The organism is Gelidimonas denitrificans (assembly GCF_055694065.1).
This window is the reverse complement of the sequence record NZ_CM146350.1, coordinates 951,345-973,087: the sequence shown is the minus strand read 5'-3', so window position 1 is coordinate 973,087 and position 21,743 is coordinate 951,345. Positions and strand designations below refer to the sequence as shown.

Genomic DNA, 21,743 nt, shown 5'->3' with positions numbered 1-21,743 from the left:
ATACTCATTTTTCGGTCAGCATATAACCTACGCTACGCACGGTCTTGATCAAATGCTCTGCACCTTTCAGAACCTTGCGCAGCCGCAGCACATGCACATCGACGGTACGCTCTTCAATAACGGCATGGTCACCCCATACATTGTCGAGCAATTGACTCCTGGAAAAAACCCGCTCCGGGTGCGCCATGAAAAACTTCAGCAGCTTGTATTCAGCATGCCCGATCTCGATTTTTTGTCCAAGGATGCTGACGCTGCAACTCAGCGGGTCGAGCATCACATTATCAATCGCCATCATGCTCTGCGCATGTTCAGGGCTTTTGCGCCGCAGCATGGCATTGATGCGCGCAGTCAGTTCGCGCGGAGAAAATGGCTTCGTGATGTAATCATCGGCCCCGTGATCGAGCCCGGCGATCTTATCTTCTTCCATGGTTTTGGCCGTCAGCATGATGATCGGCAAGCCATTCCACTGGCGCTCGGCGCGCACCCGGGAAAGCAGCCGCAAGCCGCTCTGGTCGGGCAGCATCCAGTCCAGCAAGATCATTTGCGGCGTGTTTTTCTGCAGAAACTCCCAGGCATCCGCAACACTGCGCACCACTACCGGGCTCCAGCCAGCGGAGCGCAAAGTGAAAACCAGTAGTTCCGCAATTGCAGGCTCATCTTCCACCACCAGAATGGATATTTTATCGACCGCCATAATGCTTACCCTGCGCTATCCTTATTGGCAGCAGCGTAATCGGTATGCCGAATATCCTTGCCTTCAACGATGTAAATGACATATTCGGCAATATTTTTAGCGTGATCGCCGATTCGCTCTATCGCCTTGGCAACCCATAGGGTATCGAGCGCAACCGAAATCGTACGCGGATCTTCCATCATGAAAGTAACCAGATTGCGCATGATGGAACGGAACTCGTAATCGACGCCATCATCCTGCGCAATGATCTGAATCGCCTGTTTCTCATCCAGGCGTGCGAGTGCATCAAGCGCATCATGCAACATGGCGCTGGTGCTGGCGGCGATTACGCGTACGGTCTCAAAGTGATTCAGAATCGCTGCACCACGTTCATTGATGCTCTTGGCGGCTCGGGCAATTTTGCTGGATTCGTCGCCGATTCGCTCCAGATCGGTAATGATATTGACCGTCGACATGACGATGCGCAGATCGTTGGCAGTTGGCTGACGCCGTACGATCAAACGACTACAGGCATCATCCAGGGCAACTTCAAGCTGATTGACCGCAGCATCGCCCTTGATGACCTGTTCAGCCTGCGCCATATCGCCGCTGCGAAAACATGCCATCGCATCGTGGAACTGGCTCTCGACCAAACCGCCCATTGCCAGTACCTGGGACTGCATCGTTTCCAGCTCCAGATCATATTGTTTGGAAGAATGCACACTTGGCATCATTTTCTCCTTGTAGTTTTAATAGATGCAGGGATTAGCCAAAACGGCCGGTAATGTAATCTTGCGTTTCCGTCTTCGCCGGATTCATGAATATCTGATCCGTCTCGCCGAATTCGACCAACTCGCCCAGATACATGTATGCAGTGTAGTCAGAGATGCGCGCCGCCTGCTGCATGTTGTGAGTGACGATGGCAATCGTGTAATCCTCCTTCAGTTCATTGATCAGTTCTTCAATCTTGGCGGTAGAAATCGGGTCCAGCGCCGAGGTCGGCTCATCCAGCAGCAGCACCTCCGGCTTGACCGCCACTCCGCGCGCAATGCACAGCCGCTGCTGCTGGCCGCCTGACAGACTAAGACCGCTTTTGTTCAGCTGGTTCTTGACCTCATCCCAGATTGCGCCTTTTTTCAGAGCCCATTCGACCCGTTCATCCAGCGCACCTTTGGACAGGTTTTCATACAAGCGCACCCCGAAGGCAATGTTGTCATAGACCGACATCGGGAATGGTGTCGGCTTCTGGAACACCATGCCGACTTTGGCGCGCAGCATGTTGACATCCTGTCCCTGATCCAGAATATTGCTGCCGTGATACATGATCTTGCCTTCGGCGCGCTGCCCTGGATACAGGTCGTACATGCGATTCAGCGTGCGCAGCAAAGTCGATTTGCCGCAGCCGGAAGGACCGATAAAGGCAGTCACTTTCTTTTCATGAATATTCAAATTGATATTTTTCAAGCCTTGAAAAGCGCCATAAAAAAAATTCAGGTCAGAAATTCCGATAGTCGTTTTTGGGTTCATGCTCACAGACGTTTGATTATGCATATCGATCACTGTGGAAAGTTAATGCTGGATTTTCTGATTAAACAAGGTGCGCGACAGGATATTCAAGCCCAGAACACTAAATGTCACCAGTAGCGCGCCGCCCCAGGCCAACGAGCGCCAGTTATCGTACGGGCTCATGGCAAACTGGTAAATCACGACCGGCAAATTGGCCATCGGAGCGTTCATGTTCGCGCTATAGAACTGGTTATTCAACGCAGTAAACAGCAACGGTGCGGTTTCGCCGGAGATCCGTGCAATTGACAGCAATATACCGGTCACAACCCCCGCCTTTACCGCGCGCAGGCGCACCGATGTCGCCACCTTCCAGCGCGGTGCACCAAGAGCAAACGCTGCTTCGCGCAGGCTGGTAGGGACCAGATTAAGCATATTGTCGGTGGTGCGCACAACCACTGGAACTGCAATCAGAGACATCGCGAAACTACCGGCCCAACCGGAGAAATGATGCACGTTGGCGACATAAATTGCATAAATGAACAGGCCGATCACAATCGACGGTGCCGATAACATGATATCGGTGACGAAGCGCGTGATTTGGGCGAACCAGCTGACTTCTCCGTATTCAGCCAAGTAAATGCCCGCCAGAATACCAATTGGGGTGCTGACGAAAGCGGCGGCGCCCACCATTAACAGGCTGCCGATAATCGCGTTCATCAAACCACCGCCTTCGCTGCCGGGAGCGGGAGTGGTGTGTGTGAACATAGCCAGATCAATTCCGCCCACGCCTTTAATGACTAAGGTCAGCAAGATCCACATCAGGAAAAACAAGCCGATCGCCATCGCGAAAAACGACAGTGCTATGCCGACTCGGTGAGTCCACAAGCGCCGGCGATACACCGGATTCATCTCGGGATTTTTCATTTCACCCCCTCTTTTCGGGACATGCCCATCAACATTAATTTAGCGGCTGACAACACGATGAAGGTGATTACAAACAGGATCAGGCCCAGAGCGTAGAGCGACGACACATGCAAAACCGACTCAGCTTCTGCGAACTCGTTTGCCAGAGTGGACGCGATGCTGTTGCCCGCGGCAAACAGAGACCATGATAATTTGTGCGCATTGCCGATCACGAAGGTAATCGCCATCGTCTCGCCAAGCGCCCTGCCGAGGCCCAGCATCACGGCACCAACCACGCCAATCCGGGTATAGGGCAAAACAACATTGCGCACCACTTCCCATTTGGTGCAGCCGAGCGCATAGGCGGATTCTTTCAATACCTGCGGCACCGTTTCAAATACATCGCGCATCACCGAGGCAATGAAGGGAATGATCATGATCGCCAGAATCAAACCCGCGGCCAGCATGCCGATCCCCATCATCGGGCCTTTGAACAACTCGCCGATAACGGGCAATTTCCCCAGTGTATTGGCCAGCGCCGGCTGAATATAGTCGGCAAATATGGGTGCAAAGATGAACATGCCCCACATACCGTAAATGATGCTGGGCACTCCGGCCAGCAACTCGACTGCCGTACCCAATGGACGCTTCAACCACGCCGGGCAGATTTCCGTCAGGAACAGGGCAATGCCGAAGCTGATCGGAAACGCGATCAACAGTGCGATCAATGAAGTAACAAGAGTGCCGGAGATAGCGATCAGAGCGCCGTATTTATCATTGACCGGGTCCCACTCGATGCTGGTAACGAAAGGCAGCCCGAATTCATGCAAAGCCGGCCAGGCGCCAATCATCAACGAAACGATAATGCCCATCAAAACGAACAAGACACTCAGGGCAAACAAGAGTGTCAATTTATGGAAGAAAAAGTCCTGAAGCCGCTGCTTGCGCATCGTGGCCTTCAGCGCCTTGCTGAATATATGACCATCACTGGCTTCACCATTTTGTTGCGAAACTCGATCCGAAAAGGCATTCATGTTTGCGCTCATGGGTTGGGGTATTTAAAAAAGACTGCGATCATATGACATCCCGAAGTGGGGGATAGAATAGCGGCCGACCGCCGGATGCTTATTAACAACCGGCGGCCGGCAGCTATTCAAATATTACTATCTTACCAAACTGCCTTGCCGGAACCGTCCTTCAGTTGTGTTTTCCAGGCGTCATTGACCAGCTTGACGACTGGAGCAGGCATCGGCACATAGCCAAGTTCTGTAGCCATCGCGCCGCCATTTTTATATGACCAGTCGAAAAACTTCAATACTTCTTTCGCACGACCTGCGTCTGCTTGCGCTTTGTGCATGATGATGAATGATGCGCTAGTGATAGGCCAGCTTGCCTTACCAGGCTGATTCGTCAGCAGAACCGACATGCCTGGCGTCTTCACCCAATCAGCGCCCGCTGCTGCGGCCTTGAAACTCGCATCGTCAGGTTGCACGAATTGACCGTCACGGTTCTTTACCTGGGTATGCGCAATCTTATTCTTCTTCGCGTATGCATACTCTACGTAGCCAATCGTGCCTTTGATACGTTGCACGTTGGCTGCAACGCCTTCATTGCCTTTGCCGCCGACACCGGCAGGCCATTTAACGGCAGTACCAGCGCCAACCACCGCTTTAAAGTCGGCATTGGTCTTGGAGAGGAAATCAGTCCATACAAATGTCGTGCCGGAACCATCTGAACGATGCACTACAGTAATGTCTTGATCCGGAAGTTTCACCCCTGCGTTGATCGCAACGATTTCAGGCGCGTTCCATTTGACAATCTTGCCGAGATAAATCTTCGCAAGAACATCGGAAGTCATTTTCAATTGCCCTGGAGTGACACCTGGCAAGTTGACGATAGGTACAACGCCGCCCATGATGGCAGGAAACTGCATCAATCCTCCCGCTTCCATGTCCTCAAATTTAAGGGGCATATCAGAAGCGCCGAAGTTGACAGTTTTTGCCTTGATCTGCTTGATGCCGCCACCGGAACCAATCGACTGATAGTTCAGGCTGTTGCCGGTAGCCGCTTTGTAAGCTTCGGCCCATTTTGCATAAATCGGATACGGGAAAGTTGCACCGGCGCCTGTGATATCGGCTGCCACTACGGTAGAGAACGTCATTGCCGAGACTGCTGTGACTGCTGTAAGCACTACTGATTTAATGAGTTTGTTCAGATTCATGACAGCTCCGTTGTGTAAAAAATGTGACAGGCTGAACTCTACCGAACATTTATGACATCTTTATGACGCGAAGTATTTATTTGATATATTTCCAGGCGGCATTAATATTAAGGTCAATTCGTCATTAACTTGTCATATTAGCTCTCTACACTGCCAGAATCTTAACCTACTCATTTATCCAAATTTTTACCATTGCTTCCGTGTAACGATGAATAAAAAAAATATGAAGTCCAGTCTTGCCATCATTGCCCCTTATGCCAATAGCAGCGTCTATCTTGACCGCGAATTGTCTTTGCTCGCCTTCAACCGGCGCGTGCTGGCCCAGGCTGAAGACAGCAGCGTGCCACTGCTGGAACGCCTGCGCTATTTGTGTATCGTCAGCAGCAATATGGATGAGTTCTTTGAAGTCCGGGTGGCCAGTATCCTGGCGCAGAACAGCATCGATGGTGTCCTCACCGAACATCCCAGCCTGCTGGCTTCACTGGATCGCATCAGTGCTGAATGCCACCAACTGGTGCAACATCAATATACGATTCTCAATGACGCGGTGTTGCCGGAACTGTCCAAAAACGGCATCCGTCTGCTGCGCCATAATGAGCGCAATGATGCGCAACGGGCCTGGATAAAAGCCTATTTCGAACGCGAAGTACGGCCATTGCTGACACCCATCGGGCTTGATCCGGCGCATCCATTCCCGCAAGTTGTTAACAAGAGCCTGAATTTCATCATTTCACTGTCCGGCAAGGATGCGTTTGGCCGCGGCACCGCGGTTGCCATCGTGAAAGCGCCGCGGGTACTGCCGCGCGTGATCGAATTGCCGCAAGCGCTGTCCGGCGGCGGCATCACCTTCTGCCTGTTGTCCTCCATTATTCATGCCCATATCGAGGATCTGTTTACCGGCCGCGAAGTGCTGGCTTACTCGCAATTTCGCGTTACGCGCGACAGTGATCTGTGGGTTGACGAGGAAGAAGTCAAAAATCTGCGCCAAGCCCTGAAAGGCGAGTTGCAAAGCCGCCAGTTCGGGGCCGCGGTCCGGCTCGAAGTGGCGAAAAACTGTCCTGAATATCTGTCGCAGTTTTTGCTGAACCAGTTTTCGCTGCATCACAGCCGTTTGTATGCAGTGGATGGGCCGGTCAACATGGTGCGCCTGTCAGAATTGATTGATCACGCCCAAGCGCCGAACCTGCGCTTTCCGCCTTTTTTTCCGGGACAGTCGCCGCTGCCGTCCAACGGCGACATTTTCACCCTGCTCAAGAAACAGGATGTGCTGCTGCACCATCCGTTCCAGACCTTTCAGACCGTGATCGACTTCATCCGGTGCGCGGTGCAGGACCCCGATGTGCTGGCCATCAAGCAAACCATCTATCGCACCGGCATGGATTCCGATCTGATGCAGGCGCTCATTACTGCGGCCCGGCTGGGCAAGGAGGTTACCGTCATCGTCGAACTGATGGCGCGCTTCGATGAAGAAGCCAACATCAACTGGGCCGATCAGCTGGAACAAGCCGGTGCACAAGTAGTGTATGGCGTGGTGGGGCTGAAAACGCACGCCAAGCTGGCGCTCGTGATCCGCCGCGAAAAAGGCGTACTGCGCACTTACACCCATCTCGGCACCGGCAATTACCATTCGAAAACCACCCGGCTGTATACCGATTTCGGCCTGTTGACCGCGCACCCTGAAATCGGCACCGAAGTCAACGAAGTATTCATGCACCTGACCAGCCTGACCGTGCCGAAACGCATGAAACATCTATGGCTGGCGCCGTTTTCACTGCAAAAAAACATCATCGGCGCGATTCGCAATGAGGCCAGAATTGCCCGCGAAGGCCGGCCGGCGCACATCATCGCCAAGATGAATGGACTGGTCGATGAACCGGTAATCCGCGCGCTGTATGCGGCCTCCACCGACGGCGTCAAGATCGACCTGATCGTGCGCGGGGCCTGCGCGCTGAAACCCGGCGTGCCCGGCCTGTCGGACAACATCAAGGTGCGCTCGATCATCGGCCGCTTCCTGGAACACAGCCGCATTTATTATTTCCGCAATGATCTAGAGCACAACGTCTATCTGGCCAGCGCCGACTGGATGAACCGCAACCTGCTGCGCCGTATCGAGGTCGCATTCCCGATATATGACAAGGCGCTCAAGAAACGCGTGATATCCGAAGGCTTGCGTCCCTACCTGAAAGACAATGTAAATGCGTGGGAACTGAGCTCCAGCGGCGCTTACCACCGCAAGAAACCACGCCCCAAACAAGCCCACTTTTGCGCCCAGCAATTCCTGATGCAAACGCTGGGATCGCACACTGCAATTGATGAGGGTTGATGATGGAACTGATCCTGTGGCGTCACGCAGAAGCTGAACCGGGCGAGCCCGATGCGGATCGTATTCTGACCGGCAAAGGCCGCAAACAGGCAGCGAAAATGGCCGAGTGGCTCGATAGCACCCTGCCCAGCGGCTGCAAAATTCTGGTCAGCCCAACCGCTCGCACCCGCCAGACCGCCGAAGTGCTGGGACGCCCATTCAAACTCAGCGCCGAACTCGCGCCCGGCACCACTGCGAAAAAAATACTGGCTGCAGCAAACTGGCCGCAAGGCCGCGAACCGGTCCTGATCATCGGCCACCAGCCCAGCCTGGGCCAGTTGGCAGCCCTGCTCATAACCGGCGCCGAACAAGACTGGCCGATCCGCAAAGGCAGCGTCTGGTGGATTGCGCAAAAAATGCGGGACGACCTCAGCCAGACTTATGTGCGCGCTGTAATGGCGCCGGAGCTGGTGCTGAAATAATCATGAATATTGCATGACATTTTTATGTGCATTGATGTGTATTTTTAAGATACCCATGTATATATGCGGCAATGGCACCATTATTTAATATACTCCCGCACTTAATAACATCATTCTAATCTTTAAGCACACCATGAACGTGTTGGCATCGTAGTGGCGGGCTCCAAACCCGCCACTACGACCGGCCGCCTGAAAGAAAGACGTCACAACGCATCCGTCTCTTTCAGATAATGGCGCGCATAACGGCCATCGAGCCGATCCAGCGGCAACAGCAGGAACAGGTCGGCGCAGTGAAAATCGGGGTCCCAGGCCGGTTCGCCGCAGACCCAGGCGCCGCTGCGCAGATAGCCTTTCAATAGCGGTGGGATAACCGGCGCGTGACCTGCCTCGCGCTCTTCAGTCGGAAACGGCAGGTGTGGTGTTACCCGATATTCGGGCGGCGCCAGATTGCGTTCGGTGAGCGCGTGATACAGCGCGGCTGCGTTATGACCGCCATCGGTCAGGCTAACGCTGGCGCAGCCAATCAGGTAATCGCAACGTTCACGGCGCATGTACGCGGCCAGCCCCGCCCACAGCAACATGATGACGCCGCCGCTGCGATAATCGGGATGAATGCAGGCGCGCCCGGCTTCGGCCATGCGGCCGCGCAAATGCGCCAGCCGGCTGAGGTCGAACTCCTGCTCGGAATAGAAACGCCCAATCCGGCGTGCCGCATCGGCACTCAGCACGCGGTAAGTGCCGACCACCTTGAGGGTTTTGCCGTCGCGCACAATCAGGTGGTCGCAGAACGCATCGAACTCATCCTGATCCAGACCTTCCGGATTGACCAGCGTCGTCAGCCCCATGGCCTTGATGAAAATCTTGTAGCGCAAGCGCTGCACTTCGCGCACCTCGGCCGGGCTGGTGGCAAGGCTTAATGTCAGTTTTGAAAAATGCGGGTTCGCATCGGCAGGAATTGTCAGTAATCGCATGTTCGCCCTTGTATTGGAGACAAGCAGAGCGTAACTGCGGAATATTTCCGTGCCATGACGGCTGCATGTCGATTGCGTGACATGCGCACAGAATTGTTGACTGCGATGCATAAAAAACCGGGGCGATTGCCCCGGCGTAGTGTTGCTTACTTTTCTGCGCAGATGGATTACTTGTCTTTCTTCGGCCGCCCCGCCTTCAATGGCATCAGGCCAGCCAATGCGCTCTGCAATTGGGCCACGCTCAGCTGATCGACCAGCGCCACGCCGATGCGCAACAATTCGCTTTTCTTGACATCGAAGCCAGCTTTGAGCGATGCTTTTTTGACCTTACCCAGAACGGCGAATTCATCTTCCGGCATGGTGAAGCTATCCCTGACCAGCTTGGATTTTTTAGCTTTTTCCTTGGCTACGACCACAGGCTTGGCAACTGCCGGCTGCTTGACTGCGGATGCGGCAACTTTTGCCACGGTGCTTTTGACGACCTTGGGGGCTACAGCCTTTTTTACGACTGGTTTTACAACTGCTTTTGTAGCGACTGGCGGCTTGCCAACGCGCGTTACTTTGACCACCGCAGCCGTCTTGGACGGCGCTGCAGCAGTTGCTGCCTTGACTACGACTGGCGCCGGTTTTTCTGCAACAGGAGTTGCAGCGTTCTCTGATTTTGGCACAGGATTCTTGTTCATTTTCATACTCCAATAAATAGTATAAATAATATATAAAATTAAATAGGATTATGCAAGAATTAAATTACTCCCCGGACGCCGCATTGGAACGCCCGCGGAATTAAAGACTAGAGAGATAGAGGGCTAGAGGGGCTAGAGATTAGGTGTCACGCAGTGCGCTTGATAACGAAATCGATGTCGACATCTTCCCAGCAATCGATTTCTTTTTCCATCCAGTACAAAATGGTCGGATGGCTCGCGATCCAGTCACGGCGCAGCTCCAGTTCGATCCGGTTTTTCATCTTCAGGCGCAAGCTGCTTACGTCCAAATCAATGCGCGAATGCATGAATATGACCGCCAGACGTAGCGCCAATACCGCCTTGGCCGAATCCGGATTGGATAAAACCTCGCTGACTTTACGCAGATTGCCCTTTTGCGCCAGAATCAAACGGCTCATCAGCTTTTGCTCGCGGGTCGTAAAGCCGGGCAAATCAGCATGTTCGATCAGGTAAGCGCCGTGCTTGTGATAATCGGTTTGCGACACCGCCAGGCCAACCTCATGCAGCAACGCGCTCCAGTAGAGCTGCTTGCCGAGGGCGTCAGACGCCGGCTTCAGTTGCCGGTACAGAGTGACCGCGATGGCGGCGACGCTGTTGGCGCGCTTTTCCACCACATGAAAGCGTTGCAGGCAATCGCGCACCGTTTGCTCGCGCCGATCGCGCCGGGTGGAGCGCAAATACAAATCCCACATGACGCCCATGCGCAGCCCGGCTGCAATCGGCTGCAGGCTGGAGATGCCAAGCTCCTGAATTACGCCGATCAAAATCGACAACCCGCCCACCAGCACTGCCGCGCGCTCCGGCTTCAAGCCGATCAGATCAATCTTGTCGACACTGCCAAACGCAATCAGGCGCTGCCGCAAAGCGTCCAGATTGGCATGCGACAGCGCACCGTCGCCGAGGCCGTTCTTCAGGATCGCATCCGAAATCGCCCGCATGGTGCCGGAAGAGCCGTAGGCAACTGACCAATTGTCGGGATGATAGGGCGGCGCGGCATCTTCGAAATGGCTGCGGGCGGAAAGTATCGCAGCATCGAAAGTCACAGCATCGATGCTGCCGCTAGGAAAAAATACCAGACTTTGCTTGGCAGTGCCGATGCCGAATGACTCGACATGTTCGATGTCGGGGCCGCGTCCCAGAATCAGCTCGGTGGAGCCGCCGCCGATGTCGAGCACCAGCCGTCGCTCGCTGGCGACCGACACCGAGCATGCGACGCCCATGTATATGAGGCGTCCTTCTTCTTCGCCGGAAATGATCTCTATCGGATATCCGATCGCCTGCTCCGCCAGCGGCAAAAAATCGGCCGCATTTTTGGCGATCCGAAAAGTATTGGTCGCCACCACCCTGATCGCATGCAGCGGAAAAGCCGCCAATACGGCGTTAAAACGGCGCAGAGTTTCTATCGCGCCCTGCATCGCTTGCTCGCTCAAAAAGCCATTCTGGTCCAGGCCAGCGGCGAAGCGAATCGGCTCGCGCGAACTCTTGACCACACGTATCGTCTCGCCGTCATGCACACCGATATGCAGGCGAAAACTATTCGAACCCAAATCTACTGCAGCAAACATGCAACCCTCTCGTATTCAATCGCGTACCGAACCCCGGCCAAAGACAAACAGGCCGCGAATATAGCCGCTGCATCCTGGATGCAACGGGATTCCGGCGGTATTTTCGTGAAATAAAGCGTCAATATACAGTGATAGCCGAGACTATCGCCCACGCCATTCACTGTAATCGCACCATATGACGATTTGATGACAACGGACCGCGCTGCCAGAAATTTTCCCGGCTATTATTTCGTTGCTGAAGGGTAAAACAACTGTTGCCCATCGACTTTGAAATCGGCAATTTTCTTTTGCCCTTCGGCTGACGTGATCCAGTTGATCAGCAGCATTGCCCCTTTGTAATTGATGTCTTTGTATCGGGCAGGATTGACTGCAATGATGCCGTAGGGATTGAACATTTTCGGGTCGCCCTGCACCGCCACCGCCAAGCCGGTTTTGGCCCGATATGCGCCATAGGTTGCGCGGTCGGTCAGGGTATAGGCTTGCAATTGCGCCGCCATGGTCAGGACTTCGCCCATGCCGAGACCGGCAGAAATATACGATGGCGCTTGCGGCTTGACGCCGACATCATTCCAGTAGTTTTTTTCCATCTGATCGGTGCCGGAGTTGTCGCCGCGCGAGATGAACTTGGCTTTGCTATCGACTATCTTCTTCATTGCGCCGATCACGTCCTGGCTGCCCCGGATGCCGGCCGGGTCGTTTTCCGGCCCGACGATGATGAAATCGTTGTACATCACGTCACGCCGGTTCACGCCATATCCCGCGGCAATGAACTTGTCTTCGGAAGGCCGCGCATGCACCAGCGTCACATCGACATCGCCGTTTTTCGCCAGCTCCAGCGCCTTGCCGGTGCCGACCGAGATCACATGCACTTTGGTGTGGGTGCTGGCCTCGAATTGCGGCAGCAAGTAGGCCAGCAAGCCGGAATTTTCCGTGCTGGTAGTGGTGGACAGTTTGATGACTTCCTGCGCTGCGGCGAATCCGGTCAAAAACGGAGCCAAGGCAAGTGCTATGGAAAAACGTAAAACGTGACGACGCAACATGGAACGGTCCTGTGCAGTGGTTTAAAAAAATTTGGTGTTTATGCTTACATCAGCGCCGGTTTCAGCGTCAAATATAAACGTGAGTATAGGCGAAAATAATGCCTTTTTCGCATACAAATAAAGCGTCTATAAAAATACTGGCATAAAACATAAAACCTGCAACACAAGAGTGATGCAGGTTTTATCTACGCGGCCAAAAGTCTGGCCCGCAATGTGCCAATGCGCCAATGCGCATTAGCCGATGTGAATCCAGGTGGTCTTCAGTTCCGTGTATTTTTCCAGCGCGTGCAGCGATTTGTCGCGCCCATTGCCGGATTGCCTGACGCCGCCGAACGGCACCGTGATGTCGTCCTCGTCGTAGGAATTCACATGCACGGTGCCGGCACGCAACGCGCGCGACGTCTGGATCGCCTTGTTGATATCCGCTGTCCAGACCGCCGCATGCAAGCCGTAGGTGGTGGCATTGGCCTGGCGGATCGCGTCATTCAAGTCCGTGAAGCCGATCACCGACAGCACCGGCCCGAAGATCTCTTCGCGGGCGATTTTCATGCTGCTGTTCACCTCGTCGAACAAGGTTGGCGCGACGTAATAGCCGCCGGATTCGCTGCGCTGCTGCGTGCCGCCGGACAGCAGCTTGGCGCCTTCGGCCTGGCCGGATGCGATATAACCGAGCACGGTTTTAAGCTGGATGCTGTCGACAATCGCGCCCATCACGGTGGCTTCATCGAGCGGATCGCCGGGCTGGAAATGCGGCAGCATGGCCACTGCACGGGCCAGAAATTCCGCCTTGATCGATTCTTCCACGAACAGGCGCGAAGGCGCGTTGCAGCTCTCGCCCTGATTGAAGTAGATCGAACCGATCGATGCTTTCACCGCCGCATCCAGATCGGGGCAATCGGCGCAGACGATGTTGGCCGATTTGCCGCCCAGCTCGGTCCAGGCGCGTTTCAGATTGGATTGGCCGGCGTATTGCAAAATCAGCTTGCCGACTTTGGTGGAGCCGGTGAAGCCGATGCAATCGACATCCATGTGCAACGCCAGCGCGCTGCCGGCTTCATGGCCGTAACCCGGCACGACATTGAAAACGCCGGCCGGAATGCCGGCTTCCAGCGCGATTTCAGCCAGCCGCAACGCGCTCAATGGCGATTTTTCGGAAGGTTTGAGTACCACGCTGTTGCCCGCTGCCAACGCCGGCGCAATCTTCCATGACGCCATCATCATCGGGTAATTCCACGGCACGATGGCAGCCACCACGCCGACCGGCTCACGCGTAATCAGCGCTAAGGCGGTGTCGGCGGTAGGGGCGATTTCGTCATAAATCTTGTCTATCGCTTCGCCGTACCAGCGGATGCAGTTGGCGGCGGCAGGCACATCCACGCTGCGGCTGTACTTGATCGGCTTGCCCATGTCGAGCGTCTCCAGCAGCGCCAGTTCATCGCGGTGCTGCAGCATCAGATCGGCAAACTTGATCAGGATGCGTTTGCGCGCAGCAGGCGCCAGACCGGCCCAACGCCGATCGTCAAAAGCCGCACGGGCTGCAAGCACCGCTGCATCGACATCGGCCGCGTCGCAACGCGCCGCATCGGTGAGTTTGCGGCCATCCACCGGCGACAGGCATTCGAAAGTAGCGCCCGATTGCGCCGCCAGCCGCTCGCCGTTGATGAAAGCACGGCCGTTGAATTGCATGGCGGCTGCTTGCGCATGCCAATCTGTTTTTTGTTTTTGCATGTTGCTGCTCCTTAAGCTTGAATTGTTAATTAAGTAGTCCAACCGAAACTTGTTTCTGGCGCATGCGCTCACAGGCTCACATAAGCTTGACACTATCACGTAGGCGTTGGTGCCGGTGCTGCCTCGAAGAATGGCTAGCGCGGAATGTGGATATTCTGAACGATGCCGAAGTCTGACCTTGAGGTGGCGGACGCGGCGGGCATCAATTGGCAGGCTGCAATGTTAAGGAGGTGAATGTCTTGAAATTTTTTTTAACTTCACGGCAGACGTAATTCCTACGCAAAATCAAGCAGTGCAGACTTCCGTGTCTGCAGCCCGGTGCAAAACTGGAGGCCTGCACTATTACTACAACCCACAATATTTGCGGAAATCCTAAATGATATGGGAAACAATTGCGAACGGACTCAACGATGCAAAAATGGTAAAAATTACAGAGACAATGTAAAAAATACAATTTGTTTGCGTCAGGGACAATAAAAAAGCGCGGGCAGCTAGCCCGCGCCTTGGTCAGATAAAATTAACTGCCCTTATGGTGGGTGTCGGAACCTTTTTTCTGCTGGCCGCTCTTGGTATCTTGTTGTTTGCTCTTTGACTCGTGTTGTTTATGTTCATCCGATTTCGCATCCTGCTTTGGGGTGCTTGGCAGATCCTTATGCTTTTCAGTGGGGGCATTCATGGCAACGCTCCTAATAATGAATAAAATGAGACTTCACCGACGGCAAAGCCACGTGAACGCAGCGATAAACGGCGTCGGCCACAATCTATGCAACCTCCATGCCATCCCAAGGGATAGCCGCAAAAACCGCATAAAAGCGCAGCAATTCAATCTTGGGAATACCACTGCCAAGATCGACTTCGCGCTTCGAATTGGCGAATTTTAAGGTGGATGACAACATAGCAGAATGATCTTGTGGCGACTACGAATTCACGTTTGGCCTCGCTACAACCAATATTCCCACCAGCGCACAGTTCAATTTTTCGGTTTCGGTTTCCACCTGCCGGTTTTATCGTCTTTTTGATAACTCCGTTTTACGGCTGCCCATGCGACTTTATGGGCGGTTTCTTCGCGTGACGCATCTTCACGTCGCTGCTCGCTGTCGGCATATTCCTGCCATGCGTGATTGAAGGCTTCCTTGTAAATTTCTTGAGCATGGCCGGGCATATGATTGCGCACGCTGTCTGGTAAATCACTTAAATTATGGTAGGGCATGGTTGCTCCCTGAGCTTCGGGCTGGTGCTTTGACATTGCGTTGATTGCTGATTGATTTCACGCCGTCAACCTCTTTTGCCGCTACAGTAACTCTGTCCCACATACTGTATATAAGCAAACCCCATGCCGGAGTGAGGAGCGCGCAATACCATACCGCTTGCACCCATCAATCGGCATGTACTGACCGCCTTTGGGCGGATATCTCGCACTTAACTGTTGATCTGTCTACGGGCATCCTCGGGAAAGAAAGACACTGACAACAAGCAACTGCCACCTAGCCTGTTTTTCGTGGAGTGTGCCTTCCCAGCCGCAGCAGAAAATTTTATCAAACCTGCATGCAGTATTTCAGCGCAAACCGCGCGCTGTCAAATCCGCCAAAGTCGCATCCAGGCAGAACCGGATCAAAGCGACCATTTCGTCGATTTGCGCTTTCGTCATCACCAGCGGCGGCGCAATAATCATGCGGCCCCCTACTGCGCGCATGATCATGCCGTTGTCGAACATGTGGCCACGGCACACCATGCCGATGTCCACTTCTTTCGGGAAGGGAACCGCGTCAAAAATGGTCGCGCCTTTTTCCTTGACCAACACCAGTCCGGCGACGAAGCCGCAGGCCTCCGCCATGCCGACCAGCGGATGATCGGCCAGCGCTTCGAATTGCTGCTTCAGATAAGGGCCGGTTTCTGCGCGGACTTTTTCGATCAGCTTCTCTGCGCGAATGATGCGGATATTTTCCAGTGCGGCGGCACAGGCGACCGGATGGCCTGAATAGGTGAAGCCATGATTGAAATCGCCGCCCTTCTCGATTAATACATCGGCCACACGATCCCCCACCAGCACGCCGCCCAGCGGGATATAACCGGATGTCACGCCCTTGGCAAAAGTCATCAAATCCGGCTTGATGCCGAAGTATTCCGAGCCGAACCAGTGCCCCAGACGGCCGAAGCCGCAAATGACTTCGTCGGCGATCAGCAGGATGCCGTACTTGTCGCAGATGCGCTGAATCTCCGGCCAGTACGTCGAGGGCGGGATGATGACGCCGCCGGCGCCCTGCACCGGCTCGCCGATGAAAGCAGCCACTTTATCCAGACCCACCTCAAGAATTTTTTCTTCCAGCCAGGAAGCCGCTTTCAAGCCGAATTCTTCCGGCGTCATGCCCTTGCCGCCTTCCAAATAGTACGGCTGGCCGATGTGGACTATGCCCGGAATCGGCAAACCGCCCTGCTCGTGCATCGCGGACATGCCGCTGAGCGAAGCGCCTGCCATCGTGCTGCCGTGATACGCGTTGTGGCGACTGATGATCACGTGTCGGTCTTTGCATCCCATCAAATCCCAGTAACGCCGCACCATGCGCACGTTGGTGTCATTGGCTTCCGATCCGGAGTTGGTGAAAAAGACATGATTGAACTGCGGCGGAGAAATCTCGACCAGTGCGTGGGCCAGTTCCACCGCCGGAATGTTGGTGGTGTTGAAGAAACTGTTATAGAAAGGCAGTTGCTGCATCTGGGCATAGGCCGCGTCCGCAATGCTGTTGCGGCCGTAGCCGACATTGACGCACCACAGGCCGGACATGCCGTCCAGGCTGCGCTTGCCTTCGGAATCCCAGAGGTAGATGCCGTCGCCCTTGACCATCACGCGGGCGCCGCGGCTGGCCAGATCCTTGTGGTCGGTAAATGGATGCAAAAAATGGGCGGAATCCAACTGCTGGATTGCCTTGGTGTTGTATTGCGCGTGCTGCCGGGTTGCAGCAGGTGCGACGATGGCCGTTGGGGCGAGTGTTTTTGTATGCATGATTTACCTGAAATTTTTGATGTAATAGCTTCAATAGGGTCTTAAATGGTTACTAGACTGCCCCCTCTCCCGCGCGCGGGAGAGGGCTGGGGAGAGGGTGCTCGCAAGAACGAAGGTGGTCAAAACAAGGCTTAACCTTGATTGTATTGCCACATAATGCGGCCGCAATTTTTGCTAAGACCCTCTCCCTAACCCTCTCCCACAAGCGAATCGCATGGCGATTCGGGCACCAGGAAAAGCCATGCCGGGAGAGGGGACCAAGCGGTCCTCGCGTAGCGAATATTTACCTTAAACGTGCAGTAACAAATGTTCGCGTTCCCAAGGGCTGATCACCTGCATGAATTCCGCGTGCTCCAGATCCTTGATGGCCGAATAGACATCGATGAAGCGTTCGCCCAGCACGCTGCGCAGCTTGTCTTCCGCGCGCAATAATTGCAGCGCCTCCGGCAAGCCTTGCGGCAGCTCGAATTTCAGATCGTAGGCGCTGCCGACCGTGATCGGAGTCGGTTCCAGTTGCTCGGTCATGCCCAGATAACCACATGCCAGTGTCACCGCCAACGCCAGATAAGGATTGGCGTCGGCGCCGATGATCCGGTTCTCTACGCGCCGATCCTGCGGCCCGGATTCCGGCACGCGGAAACCGACGGTACGGTTATCCTGGCCCCACTGGATGTTGATCGGCGCTGCGGTATGACGCACGATGCGGCGATAGGAATTGACATACGGCGCGACGATCGCCATCGCCGCCGGCATGTAGCGCTGCAGGCCGCCGATGTAATGCTTGAAGATGGGTGCCGCCGAACCGTCCTGATTGCTGAAAATATTCAGGCCGGTCTGGGCGTCCACCACGCTCTGATGCACATGCATCGCCGAACCCGGCTCGCCCGTCATCGGCTTGGCCATGAAAGTGGCGTACATATCATGCTTGAGCGCCGCTTCGCGCAGGGTGCGCTTGAAGAAGAACACCTTGTCGGCCAGGCCCAGCGGGTCGCCATGCAGGAAGTTGATTTCCATCTGGCCGGCGCCGATCTCGTGGATCAGCGTATCGACGTCCAGATTCATCAATTCGCAGTAATCGTAAATATCTTCGAACAAGGGATCGAACTCGTTGACTGCGTCGATGCTGTAGACCTGGCGGCTGGTTTCGGCGCGGCCGCTGCGTCCGACCGGCGGCTTTAAAGGCAAATCGGGATCGGTATTCTTGGCGGTCAGATAAAACTCCAGCTCGGGCGCCACCACCGGCCTCCAGCCCTTGTCCGCATACAATTTCAGGACCCGGCGCAGCACCGAACGCGGCGCGAAGTCGACCAGCATGCCATCGGCAAAAAAACAGTCGTGAATCACCTGCGCGGTTGGATCGACCGCCCACGGCACCATCGTGATGGTGGTCGGGTCCGCCTTCAGGATCATGTCGCGGTCGGTCGATGAAATGGCGCGATCATACGGCCCGTCGTCCACCGGATAGTTGCCGGTCACCGTCATCCCTAATACCGCTTCCGGGATACGCATGCCGCGCTCCTGGGTAAATTTTCCACGCGGCAGAATCTTGCCGCGCGCCACACCGGTCAAATCCGGCACCAGACATTCAATTTCCGTAACCCGTTTTTCGTTGAGCCACAGATCCATATCCGTATAAGAAAAGTTTTCACGTATCGACATAACTGCCTCCATCGTTGCTTAACTATTTTATGTATTTCATATTATGTATTTCAAGTAGTGCAGGCTCCGTGCCTGCACTACTTAGGTATATTCATAAATCAACTTGCGCGCATCTCTGCGACTGGTATTGCCGGCAAGCTGCGCCGAATGCAGCATCAAAGACACTCTGGCCGAAATGGCTGGGATGCACATTGGACGGCGATCCTGTGAGCATCACGCCATCGACCGCAGACAACAGAGCATCCCAGTCGATACGCGCGCCCAACGCAGGCAAAATCAAAGGCAGGCAAGTAGCGCCGGTCAATACCGCATCGACATATTTCATTTGCGCGACATAGCTAGGATGTGCGCCTTGCTGCAGGGTGCAAGCAGGAACGATGACGAGTGGGATGGACTTAACGCAATCCATAACACGATCCATAAAAGCATCAGGAAAATCAGCATAACGCGGCTGGTAGAAATTTGTCACAACAAAACGTTTTGCAGCGCACCAACTGGCAATCCACTGTTTTGCTCCTCTTGTATGCTCTCCTGGCATGACTTTTCCTGGTGCCCGAATCGCCATGCGATTCGCTTGTGGGAGAGGCAGGGAGAGAAGGAGCATGCAAGTGCCGCCGTCCAGCGCTGTTAAAATTATCCCGGGCTGGATTGCATGAAACCGCCAACACCACTTTTATCCTATCGACAGAAGCACTTTACATCCCTTGACAATCAATCATCCGACTACCGATCTGCCAGAAGCGACTCTGGCACTGGCTGACTTTTTCGCGTTCGGCCAGCCTGCCGCTCACGGGGCGCGGCCATGAAGACGCTGCCGTGGCGGGATTTTCTGGCGCTCACCGTCAGCGTGGCCGTGGTCGGCCTGGGCCTCGGCGCAACCTTGCCGCTGACCGCCTTAACGCTCGATCAGCGCGGCCTGGGCAACCATATCGTCGGCCTGATGACGGCGCTGGGCGCGCTCGGCATCTTGGCGGTGGTGCCGTTCGTGGCGGGCTGGGTGGCGCGCTTCGGGCCGCGCAACAGCATGATCGGCGCGGTGGCAATTGCCGCGCTGGCCACTGTGCTGATGCAAACCAGCACCGACCTGATCTACTGGAGCGCACTGCGCTTCATCTTCGGCGCAGCTCTGGGCGTGCTGTTTACCGTCGGCGAAGCCTGGGTCAACAAGCTGGCGCCGGATGGCTCGCGCGGGCGGGTATTGGCGCTGTATGCCACCACTTTCACGCTGTTCCAGCTGATCGGCCCGGCTTTGGTGGCGCTGCTTTCAGGCCGGATTGCCTGGCCCTTCGCGGCTTGCGGCGCACTGTTTCTGCTATCGATTCCGGGCCTGGCGCTGATGTCCAACCGCAGCCACATCATCGACGACGAGCACAAGGCCGACTGGAAAATCGTCGCTCCGCGCATGCCCGTGATCATCCTCGGCACCGCCTTCTTCGCGCTGTTCGATGCGCTGGCGCTAAGCCTGCTGCCGCTGTTCGGGATGCGCCATGGGGTTCCGGTCGAACAGGCGCTACTGTCTGCTAGCGTGATGTTGATCGGCAACACCACCTTACAGTTCCCGCTCGGCTGGCTGGCCGACCACGCCGGCCGTGCTCGCGTCCATATGGGATGCGGATTAGTCGTCTGCCTGCTGCTGCCGCTGATGCCGTTTGCAGTCACGCTGCCATGGTTGTGGTGGACCCTGCTGTATGTGTTGGGCGGCGCTGTTGGCGGCATCTATGTGCTGTCGCTGGTGGCCTGCGGCGAACGCTTTTCCGGCCAGCGCCTGGTCGCCGCCACCGCCATCATCAACGCCACCTGGGGCGTCTCCGGCAGCGGCGGACCGCTGCTGACCGGAGCCTTAATGGAAAGCATCAACGTCAATGCGCTGGTGGTCGTATTGTGGCTGGGAGCAGCAACTTTCGTGGCCAGCCTGCTGTGGGAACAGCGCCCGGCCTTCATCGCCAAGAAACTGGCGCGGACTTAGTTATTTGTGCCAGTATATTTTATATGCGCATGTGTATCATGCGTAAATTACAGTGTTTTTATGCATACTCCGATATTTTATAAATAATTTCGATATGCGCCATGTGCGTTTGGCCTGCAGTTTCCTACGTATCATTTCAACACCACGCGATCTCGCGCAATGATCCCGCGAAATCCCTCGCTTGTGGTTGCCCAGTCGATCACATCCACCTTGAACGGCAAGTCGGATTCGGTGAAATCATGCTCCAGTGCGGCCAGCAGCGCGATTGACAAAGGCTGTTCGCCGATGATCGCCAGATCGAGGTCCGAGTAGGGCTTGGCGCTGCGGGTGGCGCGGGAGCCGAATGCCCAGATCGGCTGGCCCGATACGTGACGCTGCAAGATGGTGGATATGCTGACCCACTGCGCCGGGGTGATGTCTATATCAGGCATGGAACTCATGCGTTTTTACCCCTTTTTTGGAGTTCGCCCAGCAATGCACGCGCTTCTTGCAGGAAGTCGGGAACGATGGTCATCACCTGTTTGGCTTTTTCTTCATCATAGGTATGACTGGTGATGCTGCGCGCCTTGCGATAGTCCTTCCAGCGATCCCAACCGCTGCGCAGCAAGCCCTGCTCGCTGGCGCTACGGATCATATCGGGGAATGCCATCTCATCGATGCTGGCCGGATTGGGCGATGCCATTTCCAGATAACGCTTGAGCATTTTGTGGGATAGCTCGTAACTGAATTCAAAGCGCTGAATTGTCGCATCACGATACAACGTGTTCTCCGGCGTAGCGCCATGCGCTTGCAGCGCTTCCTCCAGACGCAACAAGGCATTTACCAGCGACGAGAGGTCAAGTTGCAAATTCATATCAATCCATTGCGTTAGGTGGTGGGTGCGCCGACGCATATAAAATTATCAATTTTTCTAATGCTGCAACGATGCATCACATTCTACTAGGCCGTCTGCCAAGACATACCTGCTTTGCCTGCCGATTCGGAATGTGCCAGCAGACTTGCGC

22 protein-coding genes are annotated in these 21,743 nt (G+C 55.0%); 3 read left to right on the top strand and 19 right to left on the bottom strand.

All coding sequences use genetic code 11. The features are described 5' to 3' along the window. Window positions 1–4 precede the first annotated feature (4 nt). The 6 genes from FKCLFG_RS04535 to pstS form a co-directional block, all read right to left on the bottom strand. A complete protein-coding gene (locus tag FKCLFG_RS04535) occupies window positions 5–694 on the bottom strand; it encodes a response regulator (protein WP_472615038.1) in 690 nt (229 codons plus the stop codon). A gap of 5 nt (window positions 695–699) precedes the next feature. Continuing rightward, window positions 700–1,404: a phosphate signaling complex protein PhoU gene (gene phoU, locus FKCLFG_RS04530; protein WP_472615037.1), complete on the bottom strand. Its 705-nt coding sequence runs from the start codon at window positions 1,402–1,404 to the stop codon at window positions 700–702. Between the two features lie 34 nt (window positions 1,405–1,438). After that, the gene (gene pstB / locus FKCLFG_RS04525) at window positions 1,439–2,224 is read right to left on the bottom strand and encodes a phosphate ABC transporter ATP-binding protein PstB (RefSeq protein WP_472615036.1); all 786 of its coding nucleotides are present in this window, start codon (window positions 2,222–2,224) and stop codon (window positions 1,439–1,441) included. A gap of 18 nt (window positions 2,225–2,242) precedes the next feature. Beyond that, window positions 2,243–3,103, bottom strand: coding sequence for a phosphate ABC transporter permease PstA (gene pstA / locus FKCLFG_RS04520; protein ID WP_472615035.1), 861 nt, complete (start codon window positions 3,101–3,103; stop codon window positions 2,243–2,245). Beyond that, on the bottom strand, window positions 3,100–4,032 hold the full coding sequence (pstC, locus tag FKCLFG_RS04515) for a phosphate ABC transporter permease subunit PstC (RefSeq protein WP_472615789.1): 933 nt from the start codon (window positions 4,030–4,032) through the stop codon (window positions 3,100–3,102). Before pstC ends, pstA begins: the two co-directional genes overlap by 4 nt. A 218-nt stretch (window positions 4,033–4,250) precedes the next feature. After that, entirely contained in the window at window positions 4,251–5,303 is a 1,053-nt protein-coding gene (gene pstS, locus FKCLFG_RS04510) for a phosphate ABC transporter substrate-binding protein PstS (protein ID WP_472615034.1), read from the bottom strand. A gap of 223 nt (window positions 5,304–5,526) precedes the next feature. On the opposite strand from pstS, the gene ppk1 reads away from it, so the two are divergent. Together ppk1 and FKCLFG_RS04500 are read left to right on the top strand one after the other, a co-directional pair. Further along, window positions 5,527–7,626, top strand: a complete 2,100-nt coding sequence (gene ppk1 / locus FKCLFG_RS04505; protein WP_472615033.1) for a polyphosphate kinase 1 — start codon at window positions 5,527–5,529, stop codon at window positions 7,624–7,626. A gap of 2 nt (window positions 7,627–7,628) precedes the next feature. Next, complete coding sequence (locus tag FKCLFG_RS04500) at window positions 7,629–8,087, top strand: SixA phosphatase family protein (RefSeq protein WP_472615032.1); 459 nt, start codon at window positions 7,629–7,631, stop codon at window positions 8,085–8,087. Between the two features lie 203 nt (window positions 8,088–8,290). Here FKCLFG_RS04500 and FKCLFG_RS04495 read toward each other — a convergent pair whose 3' ends face one another. From FKCLFG_RS04495 to FKCLFG_RS04445, 11 genes are all read right to left on the bottom strand, one after another. Continuing rightward, a complete protein-coding gene (locus FKCLFG_RS04495; protein WP_472615031.1) occupies window positions 8,291–9,058 on the bottom strand; it encodes a GNAT family N-acetyltransferase in 768 nt (255 codons plus the stop codon). A gap of 167 nt (window positions 9,059–9,225) precedes the next feature. Next, a complete protein-coding gene (locus FKCLFG_RS04490) occupies window positions 9,226–9,741 on the bottom strand; it encodes a hypothetical protein (RefSeq protein WP_472615030.1) in 516 nt (171 codons plus the stop codon). A gap of 146 nt (window positions 9,742–9,887) precedes the next feature. Next, window positions 9,888–11,345 (bottom strand): Ppx/GppA phosphatase family protein, encoded by a 1,458-nt coding sequence (locus tag FKCLFG_RS04485; protein WP_472615029.1) that lies wholly within the window; start codon window positions 11,343–11,345, stop codon window positions 9,888–9,890. Window positions 11,346–11,569: 224 nt separating this feature from the next. Continuing rightward, on the bottom strand, window positions 11,570–12,385 hold the full coding sequence (locus FKCLFG_RS04480; RefSeq protein ID WP_472615028.1) for an ABC transporter substrate-binding protein: 816 nt from the start codon (window positions 12,383–12,385) through the stop codon (window positions 11,570–11,572). A 234-nt stretch (window positions 12,386–12,619) separates the two neighbouring features. Then, a complete protein-coding gene (locus FKCLFG_RS04475) occupies window positions 12,620–14,113 on the bottom strand; it encodes an aldehyde dehydrogenase (RefSeq protein ID WP_472615027.1) in 1,494 nt (497 codons plus the stop codon). A gap of 517 nt (window positions 14,114–14,630) precedes the next feature. After that, on the bottom strand, window positions 14,631–14,789 hold the full coding sequence (locus tag FKCLFG_RS04470; RefSeq protein WP_472615026.1) for a hypothetical protein: 159 nt from the start codon (window positions 14,787–14,789) through the stop codon (window positions 14,631–14,633). An 85-nt stretch (window positions 14,790–14,874) separates the two neighbouring features. Further along, on the bottom strand, window positions 14,875–15,009 hold the full coding sequence (locus FKCLFG_RS04465; RefSeq protein WP_472615025.1) for a hypothetical protein: 135 nt from the start codon (window positions 15,007–15,009) through the stop codon (window positions 14,875–14,877). Between the two features lie 74 nt (window positions 15,010–15,083). Beyond that, window positions 15,084–15,323 (bottom strand): ChaB family protein, encoded by a 240-nt coding sequence (locus FKCLFG_RS04460; RefSeq protein WP_472615024.1) that lies wholly within the window; start codon window positions 15,321–15,323, stop codon window positions 15,084–15,086. A gap of 345 nt (window positions 15,324–15,668) precedes the next feature. Continuing rightward, on the bottom strand, window positions 15,669–17,114 hold the full coding sequence (locus FKCLFG_RS04455; RefSeq protein WP_472615023.1) for an aspartate aminotransferase family protein: 1,446 nt from the start codon (window positions 17,112–17,114) through the stop codon (window positions 15,669–15,671). Window positions 17,115–17,402: 288 nt separating this feature from the next. Beyond that, complete coding sequence (locus FKCLFG_RS04450) at window positions 17,403–18,773, bottom strand: glutamine synthetase family protein (RefSeq protein ID WP_472615022.1); 1,371 nt, start codon at window positions 18,771–18,773, stop codon at window positions 17,403–17,405. Between the two features lie 91 nt (window positions 18,774–18,864). After that, window positions 18,865–19,338 (bottom strand): gamma-glutamyl-gamma-aminobutyrate hydrolase family protein, encoded by a 474-nt coding sequence (locus FKCLFG_RS04445; RefSeq protein WP_472615021.1) that lies wholly within the window; start codon window positions 19,336–19,338, stop codon window positions 18,865–18,867. A gap of 237 nt (window positions 19,339–19,575) precedes the next feature. Between FKCLFG_RS04445 and FKCLFG_RS04440 the strand changes: the two genes are divergently transcribed. Next, complete coding sequence (locus FKCLFG_RS04440; protein ID WP_472615020.1) at window positions 19,576–20,739, top strand: MFS transporter; 1,164 nt, start codon at window positions 19,576–19,578, stop codon at window positions 20,737–20,739. 131 nt (window positions 20,740–20,870) lie between these two features. Here the strand turns inward: FKCLFG_RS04440 and FKCLFG_RS04435 are convergent, their stop codons facing one another. Both FKCLFG_RS04435 and FKCLFG_RS04430 read right to left on the bottom strand, forming a co-directional pair. Beyond that, the gene (locus tag FKCLFG_RS04435) at window positions 20,871–21,179 is read right to left on the bottom strand and encodes a nucleotidyltransferase family protein (protein ID WP_472615019.1); all 309 of its coding nucleotides are present in this window, start codon (window positions 21,177–21,179) and stop codon (window positions 20,871–20,873) included. After that, complete coding sequence (locus FKCLFG_RS04430; protein ID WP_472615018.1) at window positions 21,176–21,592, bottom strand: nucleotidyltransferase substrate binding protein; 417 nt, start codon at window positions 21,590–21,592, stop codon at window positions 21,176–21,178. The genes FKCLFG_RS04435 and FKCLFG_RS04430 overlap by 4 nt, the downstream gene beginning before the upstream one ends. Window positions 21,593–21,743: the final 151 nt, after the last annotated feature.

Bases quoted from the DNA above. Each gene is read 5' to 3' on its own strand.
- FKCLFG_RS04470 (WP_472615026.1), bottom strand. From the start codon at position 14,789: ATGAATGCCCCCACTGAAAAGCATAAGGATCTGCCAAGCACCCCAAAG.
- FKCLFG_RS04450 (WP_472615022.1), bottom strand. From the start codon at position 18,773: ATGTCGATACGTGAAAACTTTTCTTATACGGATATGGATCTGTGGCTC.
- FKCLFG_RS04460 (WP_472615024.1), bottom strand. From the start codon at position 15,323: ATGCCCTACCATAATTTAAGTGATTTACCAGACAGCGTGCGCAATCAT.
- FKCLFG_RS04430 (WP_472615018.1), bottom strand. From the start codon at position 21,592: ATGAATTTGCAACTTGACCTCTCGTCGCTGGTAAATGCCTTGTTGCGT.
- pstS (WP_472615034.1), bottom strand. From the start codon at position 5,303: ATGAATCTGAACAAACTCATTAAATCAGTAGTGCTTACAGCAGTCACA.
- FKCLFG_RS04490 (WP_472615030.1), bottom strand. From the start codon at position 9,741: ATGAACAAGAATCCTGTGCCAAAATCAGAGAACGCTGCAACTCCTGTT.
- FKCLFG_RS04435 (WP_472615019.1), bottom strand. From the start codon at position 21,179: ATGAGTTCCATGCCTGATATAGACATCACCCCGGCGCAGTGGGTCAGC.
- FKCLFG_RS04480 (WP_472615028.1), bottom strand. From the start codon at position 12,385: ATGTTGCGTCGTCACGTTTTACGTTTTTCCATAGCACTTGCCTTGGCT.
- FKCLFG_RS04475 (WP_472615027.1), bottom strand. From the start codon at position 14,113: ATGCAAAAACAAAAAACAGATTGGCATGCGCAAGCAGCCGCCATGCAA.
- pstC (WP_472615789.1), bottom strand. From the start codon at position 4,032: ATGCGCAAGCAGCGGCTTCAGGACTTTTTCTTCCATAAATTGACACTC.
- FKCLFG_RS04445 (WP_472615021.1), bottom strand. From the start codon at position 19,338: ATGGCGATTCGGGCACCAGGAAAAGTCATGCCAGGAGAGCATACAAGA.
- pstA (WP_472615035.1), bottom strand. From the start codon at position 3,103: ATGAAAAATCCCGAGATGAATCCGGTGTATCGCCGGCGCTTGTGGACT.
- FKCLFG_RS04485 (WP_472615029.1), bottom strand. From the start codon at position 11,345: ATGTTTGCTGCAGTAGATTTGGGTTCGAATAGTTTTCGCCTGCATATC.
- FKCLFG_RS04535 (WP_472615038.1), bottom strand. From the start codon at position 694: ATGGCGGTCGATAAAATATCCATTCTGGTGGTGGAAGATGAGCCTGCA.
- FKCLFG_RS04455 (WP_472615023.1), bottom strand. From the start codon at position 17,114: ATGCATACAAAAACACTCGCCCCAACGGCCATCGTCGCACCTGCTGCA.
- FKCLFG_RS04465 (WP_472615025.1), bottom strand. From the start codon at position 15,009: ATGTTGTCATCCACCTTAAAATTCGCCAATTCGAAGCGCGAAGTCGAT.
- phoU (WP_472615037.1), bottom strand. From the start codon at position 1,404: ATGCCAAGTGTGCATTCTTCCAAACAATATGATCTGGAGCTGGAAACG.
- FKCLFG_RS04495 (WP_472615031.1), bottom strand. From the start codon at position 9,058: ATGCGATTACTGACAATTCCTGCCGATGCGAACCCGCATTTTTCAAAA.
- pstB (WP_472615036.1), bottom strand. From the start codon at position 2,224: ATGCATAATCAAACGTCTGTGAGCATGAACCCAAAAACGACTATCGGA.
- FKCLFG_RS04500 (WP_472615032.1), top strand. From the start codon at position 7,629: ATGGAACTGATCCTGTGGCGTCACGCAGAAGCTGAACCGGGCGAGCCC.
- FKCLFG_RS04440 (WP_472615020.1), top strand. From the start codon at position 19,576: ATGAAGACGCTGCCGTGGCGGGATTTTCTGGCGCTCACCGTCAGCGTG.
- ppk1 (WP_472615033.1), top strand. From the start codon at position 5,527: ATGAAGTCCAGTCTTGCCATCATTGCCCCTTATGCCAATAGCAGCGTC.